At 63.7% G+C, this 16,407-nt stretch carries 14 protein-coding genes and 1 tRNA gene; 5 read left to right on the top strand and 10 right to left on the bottom strand.

The window, feature by feature from the left end:
* Positions 1-14 precede the first annotated feature (14 nt).
* The gene (locus LE190_RS15895; protein WP_225239617.1) at positions 15-413 is read left to right on the top strand and encodes a putative quinol monooxygenase; all 399 of its coding nucleotides are present in this window, start codon (positions 15-17) and stop codon (positions 411-413) included.
* Between the two features lie 37 nt (positions 414-450).
* Here LE190_RS15895 and rfaD read toward each other — a convergent pair whose 3' ends face one another.
* From rfaD to LE190_RS15930, 7 genes are all read right to left on the bottom strand, one after another.
* A complete protein-coding gene (rfaD, locus tag LE190_RS15900; RefSeq protein WP_225239618.1) occupies positions 451-1,452 on the bottom strand; it encodes an ADP-glyceromanno-heptose 6-epimerase in 1,002 nt (333 codons plus the stop codon).
* A 19-nt stretch (positions 1,453-1,471) separates the two neighbouring features.
* Entirely contained in the window at positions 1,472-2,494 is a 1,023-nt protein-coding gene (gene waaF, locus LE190_RS15905) for a lipopolysaccharide heptosyltransferase II (protein WP_225239619.1), read from the bottom strand.
* 80 nt (positions 2,495-2,574) lie between these two features.
* A complete protein-coding gene (locus LE190_RS15910) occupies positions 2,575-3,921 on the bottom strand; it encodes a chymotrypsin family serine protease (protein ID WP_225239620.1) in 1,347 nt (448 codons plus the stop codon).
* Positions 3,922-4,230: 309 nt separating this feature from the next.
* A complete protein-coding gene (locus tag LE190_RS15915; RefSeq protein ID WP_225239621.1) occupies positions 4,231-4,836 on the bottom strand; it encodes a PEP-CTERM sorting domain-containing protein in 606 nt (201 codons plus the stop codon).
* Between the two features lie 426 nt (positions 4,837-5,262).
* The gene (locus tag LE190_RS15920; protein ID WP_225239622.1) at positions 5,263-6,369 is read right to left on the bottom strand and encodes a hypothetical protein; all 1,107 of its coding nucleotides are present in this window, start codon (positions 6,367-6,369) and stop codon (positions 5,263-5,265) included.
* Between the two features lie 280 nt (positions 6,370-6,649).
* On the bottom strand, positions 6,650-7,261 hold the full coding sequence (locus LE190_RS15925; protein WP_225239623.1) for an N-methyl-D-aspartate receptor NMDAR2C subunit: 612 nt from the start codon (positions 7,259-7,261) through the stop codon (positions 6,650-6,652).
* 8 nt (positions 7,262-7,269) lie between these two features.
* Positions 7,270-8,748, bottom strand: a complete 1,479-nt coding sequence (locus LE190_RS15930; RefSeq protein WP_225239624.1) for a 2OG-Fe(II) oxygenase — start codon at positions 8,746-8,748, stop codon at positions 7,270-7,272.
* 107 nt (positions 8,749-8,855) lie between these two features.
* Between LE190_RS15930 and LE190_RS15935 the strand changes: the two genes are divergently transcribed.
* Positions 8,856-9,467 (top strand): TetR/AcrR family transcriptional regulator, encoded by a 612-nt coding sequence (locus LE190_RS15935; RefSeq protein WP_225239783.1) that lies wholly within the window; start codon positions 8,856-8,858, stop codon positions 9,465-9,467.
* A 182-nt stretch (positions 9,468-9,649) separates the two neighbouring features.
* Here the strand turns inward: LE190_RS15935 and LE190_RS15940 are convergent.
* Together LE190_RS15940 and LE190_RS15945 are read right to left on the bottom strand one after the other, a co-directional pair.
* Positions 9,650-9,740 (bottom strand) — tRNA-Ser (locus LE190_RS15940).
* A gap of 76 nt (positions 9,741-9,816) precedes the next feature.
* Positions 9,817-10,254, bottom strand: coding sequence for a MarR family transcriptional regulator (locus tag LE190_RS15945; protein WP_225239625.1), 438 nt, complete (start codon positions 10,252-10,254; stop codon positions 9,817-9,819).
* Between LE190_RS15945 and LE190_RS15950 the strand changes: the two genes are divergently transcribed.
* Positions 10,226-10,591: a VOC family protein gene (locus LE190_RS15950; RefSeq protein WP_225239626.1), complete on the top strand. Its 366-nt coding sequence runs from the start codon at positions 10,226-10,228 to the stop codon at positions 10,589-10,591. The genes LE190_RS15945 and LE190_RS15950 overlap by 29 nt on opposite strands.
* 145 nt (positions 10,592-10,736) lie before the next feature.
* Positions 10,737-13,424, top strand: a complete 2,688-nt coding sequence (locus tag LE190_RS15955; protein WP_225239627.1) for a polysaccharide deacetylase family protein — start codon at positions 10,737-10,739, stop codon at positions 13,422-13,424.
* Between the two features lie 159 nt (positions 13,425-13,583).
* On the opposite strand, the gene acs is transcribed toward LE190_RS15955, so the two are convergent.
* Positions 13,584-15,578, bottom strand: coding sequence for an acetate--CoA ligase (acs, locus tag LE190_RS15960; RefSeq protein ID WP_225239628.1), 1,995 nt, complete (start codon positions 15,576-15,578; stop codon positions 13,584-13,586).
* A 211-nt stretch (positions 15,579-15,789) separates the two neighbouring features.
* Between acs and LE190_RS15965 the strand changes: the two genes are divergently transcribed.
* A complete protein-coding gene (locus tag LE190_RS15965) occupies positions 15,790-16,395 on the top strand; it encodes a TIGR00645 family protein (RefSeq protein WP_225239629.1) in 606 nt (201 codons plus the stop codon).
* The last annotated feature ends 12 nt before the right edge of the window (positions 16,396-16,407 follow it).

A 16,407-nucleotide genomic window follows, 5' to 3' on the forward strand; every position in this document is an offset into this window, starting at 1 on the left:
CGACAGGACCGGCCATGACGATTTCCCGCCGCACCACCCTTGCCGCCCTGGCCGCCCTGCCCCTGGCCGCCCAGGCCATCCCACCCAACAAGGAAACCTCGCCCATGTACGGCCTGATCGGAAAAATGCGCGCCCAGCCGGGCCAGCGCGACGCCCTCATCGCCATCCTGCTGGAAGGCACGACCGCCATGCCCGGCTGCGTCAGCTACGGCATCGCCAAGGACAAGCAGGATGCGGATGCGATCTGGATCACCGAGACCTGGATCGACCAGGCCAGCCACCAGGCCTCGCTGTCGCTGCCCGCGGTGCGCGCCGCGATCGCCAAGGGCCGGCCACTGATCGCCGGCTTCGGCGAACGCTTCGAGACCGAGCCGGTGGGCGGACACGGCACCATGGCCGGACGCAGCGCCTGAGCCCTACAGGCTCGTTGAAGCAAATCCGATAGATCGCTCAGCCTGCCGCCTTCAGGTAGGCCATGTACCTGGCGACCCCGCTGGCCACGTCGGTGAAGGGTTCGGTATAGCCGGCCGCACGCAGGACGCCGATGTCGGCCTGGGTGAAGCTCTGGTATTTGCCTTTCAGCTTGTCGGGGAAAGGCAGGTAGTCGAGCAGGCCCTGCTCGACTACCTGCGCGAGCGAGAGCGGCGCCTTGCCTTCGTTGGCGAGCGCGTTGACGGTGGCCACCGCCAGGTCGTTGAAGGGCTGGGCGCGGCCGGTGCCGAGGTTGAAAATGCCGCGCTGCTCCGGGTGATCCAGGAAGAACAGGTTGACCTTGACCACGTCTTCCACATAGACGAAGTCGCGCATCTGGGTCCCGGCCTCGTAGCCCTCGTTGGCGCCGAACAGCTTGACCTTGCCCTCTTTCTGGAACTGGTGGAACTGGTGGAACGGCACCGAGGCCATCGTGCCCTTGTGCCCTTCCAGCGGCCCGTACACGTTGAAGTAGCGCAGCCCCACCACCTGGCTGCCGTGCTGCATGCCGTGCTGCTGCCAGTGGCGGCGCAGGTACTGGTCGAACAGGAACTTCGAGTAGCCGTAGACGTTCAGCGGCCGCTCGTACTGGCGCTCTTCCTTGAACACGCTGCCGCCGCCGTACACCGCGGCCGAGGACGCGTAAATGAAGGGAATGCGCTCGCGCTGGCAGAACGCGAACAGGGCGACGGTATAGTCGTAGTTATTGCGCATCATGTAGCGCCCGTCGGTCTCCATGGTGTTGGAGCAGGCGCCCTGGTGCAGCACGGCGCTGAACTTGCCGTCGAATTCGCCGGCCTTCAGGCGCACCAGGAAGTCTTCCTTGTCGGCGAAGTCCGCCACTTCGGCGTCGACGATGTTGTGGAATTTTTCCGGCCGCGACATGTTGTCGACCGCGAACACGCTGAACGGCTTGCGCCGCGACAGTGCGTGCACCAGGTTGGCTCCGATGAAGCCTGCTGCGCCAGTAACCAGTATCATTTTCTACCTCTTCTTTCGTTCAGGCCGCGGCCAGCATCGGCTGCAGCGGTTGCCACACATCGGCGGGCAGGATCTGTTTCATGCAGTTCTGGTGGCCCAGCGGGCACTCGCGCTGCTGGCAGGGCGAACATTCGATATGCAGCCACAATACCTTGGCCAGCGCCGAATGTGGCGGCGTGTGGCGCGGGTCGGTCGGGCCGTAGATCGCCACCACGGGCCGCCCGAGCGCGGCGCCGATGTGCATCAGGCCGGAGTCGTTGGTGACCAGCGCCGCCGCGCGCGAGATCAGCGCGATCGCCTCGTCCAGCGAGGTGGCGCCGGCCAGGTTGTGCGCCTGCGGCACGACGGCGGTGATCTCGTCGCACACGGCGCGGTCCTTGGGTGAGCCCATCAGCAGGATCTGCGCATCCGGCCGCCGGGCGCGGATGGTCTGCGCGAGTTCGGCAAAGTAGGCCGCGGGCCAGCGCTTGGCCGGGCCGAACTCGGCGCCCGGGGCAAACGCGACATAGGCGCCGGCCGGCAGAGCGAGGCGGGCGATGGCGGCATCGGCCTGTTCCGGCGCCACCTGCATGCTCGGTTCGAGCGCCTTGCCGGCGGGCGGCAGCTGGCGCACCGGGGCGTCGGCCAGCGCGGCATAGAACGGCACCATCGGCCGCGGCGCCGCCTTGTCGTCGTGGTGCATCACGTTGACCAGGCCATAGCGCATCTCGCCCTTGTAGCCGACGCGGCGCTTGATGCCAGCCAGCCAGGGAATCAGGGCGAATTTGAGCGTATTGGGCAGCACGTAGGAATCGGCATAGCCGCGCGCCCTGAGCATCTTCGCGAAGGCCTTGCGCTCCTTCCACTGCAGGGCGCCATGCTTGAAGGGCGATTCGATCACGGTGTCGACTTCGCGCATCGCGCGCCACACCGGCGCCACCCAGCCGGGCGCCAGCACGTCGATCGGACGCTCGGGATGGCGCTCGCGCAGGCGGTGCAGCAGCGGCTGCGCCATGACGGCGTCGCCGATCCAGTTGGGAGAAATGACAAGCGTGCGCAACATGGGACTCTCGTGGACGGCAAATCGCGTTGATCGGTAATCCGCGATTATAGCAACCGCCGCCCATGGGCTGGCCGCCGGCGTCAGTCGTTCAGGTGCACGTCCTGCAGCGCGATCCCGTGCAGCGCATTGCGCCAGCTGTTGCCGATGTTGCCGCACACCAGGCGGCAGAAGGACGCGGCCTGCTGCTGCAGCATGCCCTGGTGGTTCTTCTGCAGGTAGCTGCCGAGCGCCTCGTACAGGTCCCACATCACGTCCTCGGTCTCGCGGCTGCCGATGTACATCGGGATCACGGTGTCCGGGTCCTGCATGGCCCGGCGCAGGGCCTCGATCATCTCGGCTACCGGCATCTTGCGCCAGGTGGCGGCCAGGCGCGGCACCTGGTGGAAGATGTGGCGGAAGTAGATGCGGTTGTGCGCATAAGCGTCCCAGTAGGCCTTGCCGCGCTCGGTCTCGCCGAGGAAGGCTTCGAAGCGGCCCAGCAGGGTTTCGCCGGAGGGACGCACCGGGTCGTCCCTGGTCAGTACCCGCACGCCCAGCGCGGCGGTGATGCGGTCGATGGGCGTGGCCACGCCGACGCGGTTGGTGTCCGGCGCCTTGCCCCACAGCAGGCCGAGCACCAGGTTGTTGTCCTCGTCGATCGGATGCACGACGGCAGCGCCGGAATCGCCGTGGTCGATGAAGGCCTCGTCCCTGCCGTCGATGAACAGCATGTCCTGGAACTGCTCCAGGTTGGCCGCCAGCCCGCTGTAACAGATGGCGACCACGCTGCCGAAACTCAGGCCCGTGGAGGCGCCGCGCTTGGCGACCGGGTATGGCAGCTGGTCCTTGCCGACCTCGCCGGTGCCGCTGATGGCGCCGATCTCGCGGATGCGGGCCAGGCCGGCGTCCTGGTAGTAATCGAGGCTGGCGATGGCGGCGTCCATCTGCGAGCAGTCCAGGGACTCGGCGGTGGCGCCGATCTCGTCGCATTTCACCTTGGCCGGCTGGTACACGGTGGTGCCGACCTCGCCCAGCACGTGGGCGGCGGACAATGCGTAGCGGCTGCCGTCCGGCTTGGCCACGATGCAGCCCAGGGTGCCGAAGGAGAATCCGGCGCTGAGCTTGGTGCCGCCAACGAGCGGGCGGTATTTGCTGTTGTCCTCGTACATGGCGCGCCGTTCGGACTTGGCTTCGCAGCGGATGATGGGCGCATGCTCGATCACGTCGGTCGGGAAGCCGTCGATCTCGAGGGGTATCTGGTGTTCGGGCGCGATCACGTCCAGCGCGCGCTTGCGGCCAAGGTGCACGCAGATCGCCAGGCGGCCGGTCGGCGCACCCCTGACGCGCTTGATGCCGATGCTGGTGCCGTGTACCCCCGGGATGGTCATCGCGGTGGCGTGGAAGTATTCCTTGGCCTGCTTCATCTGCTCGAACGTCATGTCGTCCATCGTCGCTCTCTCCCTCCGAAAGTAACGCTGGGGGAATGGCTTTCCCCGAAAAAATGTCAATCTAGCACCGTTTCATGGAGGAGTCACAGATTATTTGGCCATGCGGCCGGCATGCGTGGCATTGCTGCCAAATTGGGGCAGAAATCTGGACAAACCCCATGGGATATGCGAATGGACGCGCAAAAGCCGCAGGAATGGCGGTGCCGGAGATGTACGTCGTCCGGGAGCGCCATCCCGCGCAATCGCAATGGCGGGTAGGGAAAGCAGAACCTGTGCTGCCTGGCCGGGTTTGCCAGGCAGGGGTATCGATCAGGCGCGACGGCGGCGCCGTGCCGCCATCAGCCCTGCGCCTGCCAGGCCGAACAGGGCAAGCGATGCCGGCTCGGGGATCTCCTTTGAAACGAAAAAGATCTTTTCGTAATTATCGCCGAAGGTGAGGATATCGTTGATCCGGTAGCCGCCGACGTTTGCCATCGTATGCAGGCACATGCTGGTGGGGCTGCTCGACATATCGCATTCGAACTTGTACACGGTATCGTCGAGCGCCGTGAATCCCCATGAATAATTCGGCGCGTAGTACCACTGGGACCCGTTGGCGACATGGGTGGTACTCGTGTTCATGAAGCCCGTATTGAAGATCGTGTCGGCACGATCGGCCGCCGCCAGTATCAGCAGCGTGTCGCTGCCGGTGGCACGGCCGGCCATCATCAGCTTGCCGCCCTGGCAGGCGCTCAATACCTGTTCACCATTGACGCCGATCGGCGTCGAGAAACTCCCCACGTAGCATTGGCTCCAGCCTCCCGCCAGGACTGTCGAGACAGCTACATTGGCTTGGGGGCCGACCGGCATGAAACTGGGTGTGGCATGGGCAACGCTGGCGGCGGTCAGCAGGGCAAGCAAGACGAGCTTTTTCATGGCGATCCCTATAATAAATTTTTCTAGATTATAAGCAATTTTTGTGCCCAAATAAAATTTCCTAATACAAACAATAACTTGAGATAAAACACGGAGTTGGTGTGATGCACCACTGTAAAGAAACTCGACAGTTTGGAAGCGCTTCGGTGGTAAAGAACGGTCTCCGATACCGCTGCCGAGCGTATTTTGCTAAAAGAGAAAGGCATAAGGTGATGCGCATGAAGTGGCGCTCCATTTCCTGGGGCTTATTGCCGGGATGCCGCTATTGGCCTGCACAAAATTGATGCCGTCAGGGCGGCAAGAAAAAGACCGGGACTGGCCCGGTCGAATGCAGAAACCATTGCGCAAGCAGACGGCGGTGGAATGTTCTTGTACCGCTATCACAGCCGGCCAGGATGCATGCCTGGCGCCGTCAAACGAAAACGATCATTCGCAGTGCGGCGGACCACCGGCATACTTGCCGTTGTTATATTGGTCCAGTACGGCGCCCCAGTCTTTCTGCTCTCCGCAGCTGCCCTTGGCGGCACACGCCGCAGGCGTATTCGTGCCGAGCCAATTCTCGGCAAGCACCAGGGTATCCTTGATCCCGCTTGGAACGGATGCGCCATTCGCCACATTCAGCGTTGCTGCGATGAACTGATGGGCTAGCTGGTAATAACCGGGAGCGGTGTTTCCCGAGTTCTCGAGCACCTTTTGCCAGCTCTGAGCGCTCAGGTAGAAATCAGCGCTACGCGTGTATGGCTGAGGCCATACAACGTTGGGCTTGCTCTTCCAGTAGCCCTGCGTATAGGCGCAGCCCGAGCCCGCCTTGCAAGGCTCGACCGTGCCGGTAAACGTGGCCTTTGTTTCAGGACCCTTTTTTGTTCCCAGGGAACCGGAATGGTTCGTGATCGTGACGTTCGCGACATTCCGAATCGTCCCCGATAAAGCACCAAGATCGACACTGTAGGGAAAGACCGTGGCGGTTTCCAGGGTAGTTCCCGCCGGAATCTCGGCATACACCCCGACCGGCACGTTATATTGGCTAATCCAGTTGGTTCCGACCTTGCTCTGGATCGTGTCGATGATTTGCAGGCCCTGGGTATCGACGGCACCGCTATTCCATACCGCAATCAAGCCGGAATAACGCCAGGTAGTGGGATTGACTTCGCAGATGTCGATTGTCTTGTACGCCGCGAGTGTGGTTCCATTCTTCGCCTGGGCCTGTGCCGGCCCGGCCTGAATGGCAAACAGTAAAGGCAAGACCGCTGCGGCCAGGCCAAACCGGCGCACTGCGCTGCGCTTGCCACTCTTTTCTTTAACGCTTGCTGGAATCGCTGTTTGCATGTTGACTCTCCCTAGATGGAAATGAAAGCGCCGGATAGTCAGCCCCATCTTTGGCCGCTGCGGCGTGACGAAACCTTTCCAGACTCGGTAGAACGGAAGCTCTGCCGCTAAGCTGTTTAAACGAGGTATAGGAGTGGCGTACAGCAGGAATGGCTTGCTGGCTTCAGCGGCGGTACTGTTTGGCGACTGAAAGGAACGGCGGTGCAAGACCTGGCATTTCCCTTGTTTTGACCTCTACCGAAGCTGCGCTGGCAAATTCGCTCGACTGGTTTACGCTAAGCCTTGGGCAGCTTACTCACAAGGTAGGTTTGTCCGTGATTGGCCCGTACAGGAATACCAAATGGGTAGTCGATTTGTACTACTCCTGGCTGTGGTACGAGTCGAGAGCCTGTGGAACCGCCGAGCTTCGTTGTCTACATCAAGTGCGAGCTCGACCGGTAGTGCGGAATATGTGGATCGGAAGTCGCCGTCAAAACGAACCAGAAGTTCACTGTCCGATGGCATGCCGCAGGTTCATTCGTGCCTGCGCCTCGAACCGGCCATGCATTTCCGGCGTGCCGTAGATCACGGGCCGTGCCAGGAAACGCGACAGGATCTCATTGCGCTTGCGCCGGTATGGAAGTGCCGGCACGGCGGCGTATTCGGCACGCACCTGCTGTTCGTACTGCGCGAAACGCGCCGGCTCGGCACCCAGGATTGCCAGGTCGATGTCGATGACCAGACGCGCGTCGGCGTCCGCTACAGCGTCATGATGGGCCGTCGCCATGACGAGCGCCTGGATTCGTTCGATCACTGCCGGAGGGGCTCCGGCGGTTCGTAGCGCCTCGCTTGCCCATGCCGCGCTGCGCGCTTCGTTGTCGGTTGCCAGCGGAACGTACACCGCGTCGTGGAACCACAGTGCGATGGCCACTTCGCCGGGAAGCCCTGCCAGGTGCGCCACCTGATCGAAGAGCGCCAGGCATTCATCCAGGTGCTGCAGCGTATGGTAGTGGCGCGAAGGCGCCGCATGGCTGGCGAGCACGCGACCGAGCCAGACTTCGGCGCCGGGCAGATTGAGCCGAGCCCAGTCTTCGGTCCAATGCTTTCTGAAATCGATCACGGGCCTGCTCACCAGGTGGTTGGGGACAGGCAGCTGTCGTGAACGAGGATCTGGCCGTCGTACGAACTGCTGAGGAGAGCATCGCCGCGGCGCAGCGTGTCGGTGACAAAGTTCCTGTGCCTCGCTTCGAACACCTGCCCGCCGCTGGCGGCGTCCCAGACGCGCACTGCGCAGTCTTCACCGCAGCTGGCAAGCAAACCATCGCCGAGATAACGCAAGCGTCGGACGGCCGCGCGATGCATCTGGAACTGCGACGATTTTCTCCATCCGGCGGCACCAAGCGTCCAGCACGCCACCCGGCCCTCGATGTCACCGGTCCAGATCGCGCCTTCTGCGACCAGTAGCGTGCGTAGCGGCGTGTCTCCTTCGAGCGTATCGGTACAGCGCATGGAAGCGACATCCCAGATGTGGGCGCACCCATCCTCGGCCACGCTGGCGATGCCGTTGCTTCCCCAGGCAGCCAGTTGCCATATCCAGCCTTGCTTGCCCGTCAGGCTACCGATGGCGCTGCCGTCCTGCCGCCATAGCTTGATGTTGCCGTCGGCACCGCCGGTGGCGAGTGTGCCGTCAGGCAGTGCGATCACGTCAAGTACCGCAGTGTCGTGTGCCAGCACACTGGCCCCGCACAGGTTCCTCGACCAGTCCCAGATGCGCAGCGAGCGGTCGCGCGATACCGACGCCAGGCGTTTGCCGGGCAGCGGCGCCAGGCCCAGCACGGACTGTTCGTGCCCGCGCAGGTAGCGCACTGCCTGGCCGTCAGCATCCCAGATGCGGATGGTCGCGTCGCGCCCGCCACTGGCTGTCCAGCCGCATTCGAGCCCGGCGAGCGACCAGACGTATCCTTCGTGCTCAGGTCGTTCCACCGCATGCCTGTCTTCCACCGATGCGCGATACAGGACGTCGCTACGCAGCACATGTTTGGTGCCCGCGGTGACTTCGTCCCCCGCGTGCCAGATGTCGTGATCGAACAGCAGCAGGCTTCCGGCTTGAGGCCGCACCCGGCCCAGTTCGCACCGGGCGCCGCCATGGCCGTGGCCGGCCGGCCCCTGGGTATAAAAGACGGTGTCTCCACCCACGAACGCAGTGCCATCCGTCAGGTAGACGAGGAAGGTGAGATGGGAGCGACAAGCGGGACCGCGATGGTGTACGCCATCCTGGTGCACGTTGAAGCGCTGCCCTGCTTGATACCTGCAGAAGCGGAATCGTTCATTGATGCCATCGAAGGACCATTCCCGACCATCCGCAATGAGTGTGGCTGGGACGTGAACGCGCAGGCGTTCGCTCAGGCGAGCCGCCAGGTCGCTCGAATCACTCACGTGCCGGTGGTTGTTGCGATAGGAGGGCGGATAGTCGGTCTCGGCAGTGACATAGCCGCGGCATTCGCTCAGGGCGATCAGCTCCTGGCACTCGGCTTGGGTCAGGAAGTTCGGGACCAGGAGGCATCGGCCTGCAGTAGCGGGCAATGGAAGAACATGCGTCGTCGACAAGGTGCGCTCCTAAGTTGGTTGGCTAACCAAATCACGAAACAAGTTTAAGACGACAGCGGACCGACAAGCAAGTATTATTTGGTTGATTAACCAAGAAAGCGTGATTGATGGCGAGAAAATCCAATTCAGCGTTCCGCAGGGCTGGGATCGTGCGTGCACTGCAGACCGTCATGGCAAAGCAAGGGTACGAGAAGGCGACGATACAGGCAATTGCGGCCGAGGCAGGCCTGGCGCCAGGCCTGCTGCACTATCATTTCAAAAAGAAGCAAGACATTCTGGTTTCGCTGGTGACGACGCTGGCGGACTACGGCCAACAGCGGTTTGCGGAACTGGCCGGCGCGGCGGAGGATCCTGGCGAGCGCCTGCGCGCCTACATCGAGGCGCGGCTCGGCCTGGGACCTGGCGCATCGCAGGAGATCGTGGCGGCTTGGGTCATGATCGCTGCCGAGGCAGTGCGGCAGCCCGAGGTGAGGGAGGCATTCCAGCGGGCCGTCGTTGTTGAACTCGATCTGTTGACGAGCCTGTTGGCGGATTGTCTGCGAGGGCAAGGACGGCAGGAAGCGGAAGCGCGCAAACTTGCCGCCGGCGTGTTGGCACTGATGGAAGGGGCTTACCAGCTCTCTTGCGCCGCGGGAGAAGTCATGCCGACGGGGTATGCGGCGGAGGCGGCGATGCGCTATGCGATGCTGGGGGTTGAGACGTCTGCCTTGAGCGGATAGCAAAACTGCGAGGCTTGTCTTGTACGCGAAGTGCAACACCAAAGTCTGCAGAGAAGATGGAAAAGCTCGACAAGTCGGTGAGGCTAGTTGTCCCTGAACCGCCACCCAACGAGCCCAGAACGATCCAGGTGGCTCAGTCGATACAACAAAAAAAGCCCCATGAATCAGGGGCTTAGGTGTCTTGGCGGAGAGAGGGGGATTCGAACCCCCGATAGGCTATGAACCTATACACGCTTTCCAGGCGTGCGACTTAAACCACTCATCCATCTCTCCTGATGGGGTCTCGTGTGTCCACGAAGCCGCCTATTATAGCAAGGATTCTCATCCGCACAAGACTGTTGGACAGCCCTCATGCACTTGCCCCGGCCGTCCAGCGCCGCCGCCACGGCCGCAGCACCCGGCGCACCGGATTGAGCTGCGTGCCGGCATCGCTATCCTCCACCAGCCCGCGCCGCTTCAGGTGGCGCAGCGCCACCTGCACCGCCGACTTCGACAGCCCGGTCCGGACCGCGATCGCCTGCAGGCTCGCCGGCACCAGGTCGCGCCCCAGCGCCTGCGCACTGGTGAGCAGATAAAGATAGACCACAAAAGCAGCCGGCCGGCGGTCGTGGCCGACGAGATCCGGCATCAACACATCGAACACATAGGCATCGACCGAATACTGGCGGGTAGTCATGAATACTATAGTAGTAAAAAATATGCTCGGCGGCGAGTCTGCCACCATAATGCCAGCCACGACAACAACAAGATTTCCCGCCATGATCACCCAACTGAAATTCGTCAGCATCCCGGTGTCCGACCAGGACCGCGCCCTCGCCTTCTACACCGAACGGCTCGGCTTCGACATCGCGACCGACCAGCCGATGGGTCCGGGCAAGCGCTGGATCGAGCTGCGCATCGCCCACTCCGCCACGCGCGTGGTGCTGTTCACGCCGGACGGCCAGGAAGACCGTATCGGCAGCTTCTTCAACGGCTCCTTCGCCTGCGACAACGTGGAAGCCACCTATCGCCAGCTGAGCCAGCGCGGCGTCGAATTCATCGAGCCGCCCACCGTGCAGCCCTGGGGCGCCTATGCGGCATTCCGCGACCCGGATGGCAATACCTTCGTGCTGTCGTCTTCCTGATACAGCTTCCACGCCTGTTGCATAGAAATGCCGCCGCCAGGGCGGCATTGCCGTTGTTTGGCTGTGGACGCAAGGGTTTCCTCAACAGGCCACGGCCGCGGGATGATATTGTTGCCCCAAATTAACTCTCGCACTCCACCAAGCCGTGAAACGCAAAGTCCTGTACTACGTTGTGTTCGCCGTCGCGGCGGCCGGTGCTGCGGCTGGCAGCTGGATCGCCAGCCTGGGCTCCCCGTCCGCGCCCGCCAGCGCTCCCCTTCCCGCCCAGTCCCCCGATGTCAGCGCCATCGGCGCCGACCTGCGGACGGTACTGGCCGCGCACCGCAAGATCATCGTCCTGACCCAGGACGAAGCCGCCCTGTCCGCCGAGGGACGCGAGCAGGCCAGGCGCGTGGGCCAGCAGCTGTTCCACGAGAACCAGGAACGCATCGGCAAGCTCGAGGCGGCCCTGGCCACCCTGCTCGCCTCCGGCAAGCCCACGCGCTTCGACGCCGTCGGCAGCCTGCTCGACTATGTGGAATCAGGCGAAGGCCTGTATGACGCCGACCGCCTGGCTTTCCGCGAAACCATGCAGTCGCTGCTGGCGCTGGTGGCGAAGGACTCCTCGCTGCCCGCGATCAAGCTGCACAAGCGGATCTCGGAAGACCTGGACGCGCTCGCCGAAATCGAGCGCAACTATGAGAAGGAAATCCGCGCCGTGTTCGGCCGCTTCGAATCGCGCGCGATCGCGCTCAAGCGCGAGAAATGGGACAGCTACGTCGCCCACCTGAACACCTTGTACCGGCGCGACGACATCCTCAAGGAATACGGCGTCATCCTCGCCTACCCGGCCAGGCCGGAGCCATCGGAGCCCCCGGCGCCGGCTGCCGCGGCGCAAGCCGCAATCGAAAAGGGCGAAATCTTTGGCAAGACGCTGCCGAAGAAAACCGTGGTGCTGACCTTCGACGACGGCCCGCACCGCCGCTACAGCGAGGAGATCGCCGCCATCCTCAAGCAGTACAACGCGCCGGCGGTCTTCTTCAGCGTGGGCCGCAACATCGGCTCGCTCGACGCCCAGGGCAAGGCCAGGCTCAATGGCGGCGCGGACGTGATGCGGCGCCTGAAGCAGTCCGGCTATGTGCTGGCCAACCACAGCTTCTCGCACGCCCAGCTGTCCAAGCAGTCGGGCGAAGGCCTGCGTGCGGAGATCCTGAATACCGATACCCTGCTGAAGGCCGTCGATCCGCAGCGCTCGGCCCTGTTCCGCTTTCCCTACGGCGCGCGCAACCGCGAAGCCATGCAGGCGCTGGAGAGCGCCCAGCTGACCTCGGTGATGTGGAACATCGATTCGCTCGACTGGGCCGACCCGGTGCCCTCTTCCATCGCCGACCGCGTGCTGCGCAGTGTCGACAAGGAGGGCCGCGGCATCATCCTGTTCCACGACATCCACGAGCGCACCGTCAAGGCGCTCCCTGCCATCCTCGACCGCCTGGTGGCCGATGGCTACCAGTTCGCCGGCTGGGATGGCGAGCGTTTCAAGGTGTCCGGCGCGGCGCCCCCCGCGCCGGTGGCGCGCGCGGCGGCCACCGGCTATGCCAATTCGTGGGCACTGGTGGTCGGCATCGACAAGTACCAGAAATGGCCGCAGTTGCAGTATGCGGTGCGCGATGCCGAGGGCGTGGGGCAGCTCTTAGTGCAGAAGTTCGGGTTCGCGCCGGAGCACGTGATCACGCTGAAGAACGAGCAGGCGACCCGCAGCGGCATCCTGGCCGCCTTCCATGAGCGGCTGGCGCATGGCAACCTGCAGCCGAACGACCGCATCTTCGTGTTCTTCGCCGGCCACGGCGCCACCCGCAAATTGAGTTCGGGACGCGACCTCGGCTACATCGTGCCGGTCGATGCCGATCCGGACCGGCTGGCCACGGACGCGATTCCGATGACCGAGATCCAGAACATCGCCGAGAGCCTGCCGGCCAAGCACGCGCTGTTCGTGATGGACGCCTGCTACAGCGGGCTGGGCCTGACGCGCGGCGCGGCCAACGCTTCCTTCCTGCGCGACAACGCGAAGCGCCTGGGCCGCCAGATGCTCACCGCCGGCGGCACCGACCAGCTGGTGTCGGACGGCGGCCCGAACGGACACTCGGTGTTCACCTGGACACTGCTGCAGGGCTTGAGCGGGAAGGCCGACCTGAACGGCGACAGCCTGATCACCGGCACCGAGCTGGCGGCCTACGTGGCGCCGGCGGTGTCGAGCGTGTCGCAGCAGACGCCGGCCTTCGGCAGCCTGCCGGGCTCGGAAGGCGGCGAATTCGTGTTCGAACTGCCGGAGGAAAGCGAGTTCCTGAATACTGGTACCGCCCAGCTGTCGAACGATGCGATCGCACTCAACACGAAGCTCGATGCGCAGGCCTCGGCACCGGCCGCCTCGGTGGTAGTCAAGGATCTACAAGGCGGCGAAACGCGCATCAGCGCGCCGGCCGCGGTGCCGGTATCGAACCGGCAGAAGGCGCAGCGCGCCAACGACCAGGGCCTGCTGCTGTACAAGGAAAAACAGTATGCGCAGGCGGAAGCGCAGTTCACCGAGGCGCTCAGGCTGCGGCCGAACTTCGCGCTGGCGGCGAACAACCTCGGCTTCGTGTTCTACAAGCAGGAGCGGTATGCGGAAGCGGCGCGCTGGTTCGAGAATGCGGTGAAGATGGACCCGTCGAGGGCGATCGCCTACATGAACCTGGGCGATGCCTATGCGCGCGGCGGGGACAGGGACAAGGCGAAGGGGGCGTACAAGACCTACCTGGAGCTGGCGCCGTCCGGATCGGGCGCTTCCTACGCAAAGGAGCAACTAGGAAAAATGTAGGGTGGGCGGGTCTTCCCGCCCACGCGGTCAACGATCGCCGGTACTACCACGGCAGCATCGGCACCACCGATCACCGCGTGGGCGGAAAATCCGCCCACCCTACAATAAAAAAGCCCGCTTCTGTACGAGAAGCGGGCTTTTTACCAAGATGGCGCGGGCTCAGGCGGTTTCTTTCAGCTGCTCCAGGATCGCCGGGTTTTCCAGCGTCGACACGTCCTGGGTAATCGCTTCGCCCTTGGCCAGCACGCGCAGCAGGCGGCGCATGATCTTGCCGGAGCGGGTCTTGGGCAGGTTGTCGCCGAAGCGGATTTCCTTCGGCTTGGCGATCGGACCGATCTCCTTGGCCACCCAGTTGCGCAGCTCGGCCGCCAGCTTCTTCGCCTCCTCGCCGCTCGGACGGGCCTGCTTGAGCACGACGAAGGCGCAGATCGCCTCGCCGGTGGTGTCGTCCGGCTTGCCGACCACCGCCGCTTCCGCCACCATCGGGTGGGCTACCAGGGCCGATTCGATTTCCATCGTGCCCATCCGGTGGCCCGACACGTTCAGCACGTCGTCGATACGGCCCGTGATCGTGAAGTAAGCCGTGTCCTTGTTGCGCACCGCGCCGTCGCCGGCCAGGTAGTACTTGCCGCCCAGTTCGTCCGGGAAGTAGCTGCTGCGGAAGCGGTCCGGGTTGTTCCAGATGGTGCGGATCATCGAGGGCCACGGACGCTTTACGACCAGGATGCCGCCCTGCCCGTTCGGCACGTCGGCGCCGGATTCGTCCACGATCGCGGTCATGATGCCCGGCAGCGGCAGCGTGCAGGAGCCCGGCACCAGCGGGGTCGCGCCCGGCAGCGGGGTGATCATGTGGCCGCCGGTCTCGGTCTGCCAGAAGGTGTCGACGATCGGGCAGCGTTCCTGGCCGACGTTGCGGTAGTACCACATCCACGCTTCGGGGTTGATCGGCTCGCCGACCGATCCCAGCAGGCGCAGGCTGGACAGGTCGAAGTTCTTCGGGTGCACCTTCGGATCCACGTCCGAGGCCTTGATCAGGGAACGGATCGCGGTCGGCGCGGTGTAGAAGATCGAGACCTTGTGCTTGCCGATGGTTTCCCAGAAGCGGCCCGCGTGCGGGAAGGTCGGTACGCCCTCGAACACCACCTGGGTCGCGCCCACGGCCAGCGGACCGTAAGCGATGTAGGTGTGGCCGGTAACCCAGCCGATGTCGGCGGTGCACCAGAACACGTCGTTCGGCTTGATGTCGAAGGTCCATTTCATCGTCAGCGCGGCCCACAGCAGGTAGCCGCCGGTCGAGTGCTGGACACCTTTCGGCGTGCCGGTCGAGCCCGAGGTGTAGAGGATGAACAGCGGGTGTTCGGCATCGACCCACTCCGGCTCGCATTCCGTGCCCTGGCCGTCGACCAGGTCGTGCAGCCAGGTGTCGCGCCCTTCCTTGAAGGCGACCTCGCCGCCGGTACGCCGGTAGACGATGACATCACGGATGCTGTCGCAGCCGCCCAGCGCCAGCGCCTCGTCGACGATGGCTTTCAGCGGCAGCGACTTGCCGCCGCGGCGCTGCTCGTCGGCCGTGATGATGGCCACGGCGCCGGCGTCGATGATGCGTTCCTGCAGCGACTTCGCCGAGAAGCCGCCGAACACCACCGAGTGGGTGGCGCCGATGCGGGCGCAGGCCTGCATCGCGGCCACGCCTTCGATCGACATCGACATGTAGATGATGACCCGGTCGCCCTTCTTGATGCCGCGCGACTTGAGGCCGTTGGCGAACTGGCAAACGCGGGCGTGCAGCTCGCGGTAGGTGGCGCGGGTGACGCTGCCATCGTCGGCCTCGAAGATGATCGCGGTCTTGTCGGCATTGCCGTTGGCAAGGTTGCGGTCGAGGCAGTTGTAGGATGCGTTCAGCTGGCCGTCGGCGAACCACTTGTAGAAAGGCACGTTCGATTCGTCCAGGGTGCTGGTGAATGGTTTGTGCCAGTCGATGTGTTCACGCGCCAGGCGGGCCCAGAAGCCTTCGTAGTCGCTGGCCGCCTCGGCGCACAGCTTTTCGTAGGCTTCCATGCCGGAGATCGCGGCCTGGCCGGCGAAGCCGGCAGGTGGCGGGAACACGCGGTTTTCCTGCAGCGTGAATTCTTGATTGCTCTCGTTCTCGGCCATTCTTGTCTCCTCCATCGTAGTGTAGTCAGTTTTACCAGACACCTTAGGGGTGCTCGCTTACTGAGCCCTTACACTGGGTCCCGGCAGGGCGCCCTGTTTTGCATGGCATTCTACCAAGCTGGCTGCAAAGCGGAGAAGGAACCCGCAAGGACGCGCCGGCAGGTGTAGAATGCTCGGCTGTAATTTACCCGCATCCAGGAGCCGGCCCCCGATGGCGCAGTTGATTCCCCCGTCCGAAGCAAAGAAACTCAGTCCTCTGAACAACCTGATCTTTGCCAGCCGCTGGCTGCAGCTGCCGCTGTACCTCGGCCTGATTCTGGCGCAATGCGTCTATGTCTTCCATTTCTGGGTCGAGCTGAAGGACCTGATCGGTGCCGCGATGGGCAACGCCGCGTCGCTGCAGCACATCCTCGATGCCGTCACCGTGCCTGGCGCGCCGCGCCCGGGCAAGCTGACCGAAACCACCATCATGCTGGTGGTGCTGGGGCTGATCGACGTGGTCATGATCTCGAACCTACTCATCATGGTCATCGTCGGCGGCTACGAAACCTTCGTCTCGCGCATGCACCTCGAAGGCCACCCGGACCAGCCCGAATGGCTGTCCCACGTGAACGCCTCGGTACTCAAGACGAAACTGGCGATGGCAATCATCGGCATCTCGTCGATCCACCTGCTGAAGACCTTCATCAACGCGGCCAACTACCCGAATACAGACACGATGATGTGGCAGACCATCATCCACTGCGCCTTCCTGCTGTCGGCCATGGCCATCGCCTATACCGACCGCATCGTCATGACCACCCATTCGAAGCACTGAATCGCACATTCA

It is taken from the genome of Massilia hydrophila (genome assembly GCF_020208145.1).
GTDB lineage: Bacteria > Pseudomonadota > Gammaproteobacteria > Burkholderiales > Burkholderiaceae_D > Telluria > Telluria hydrophila.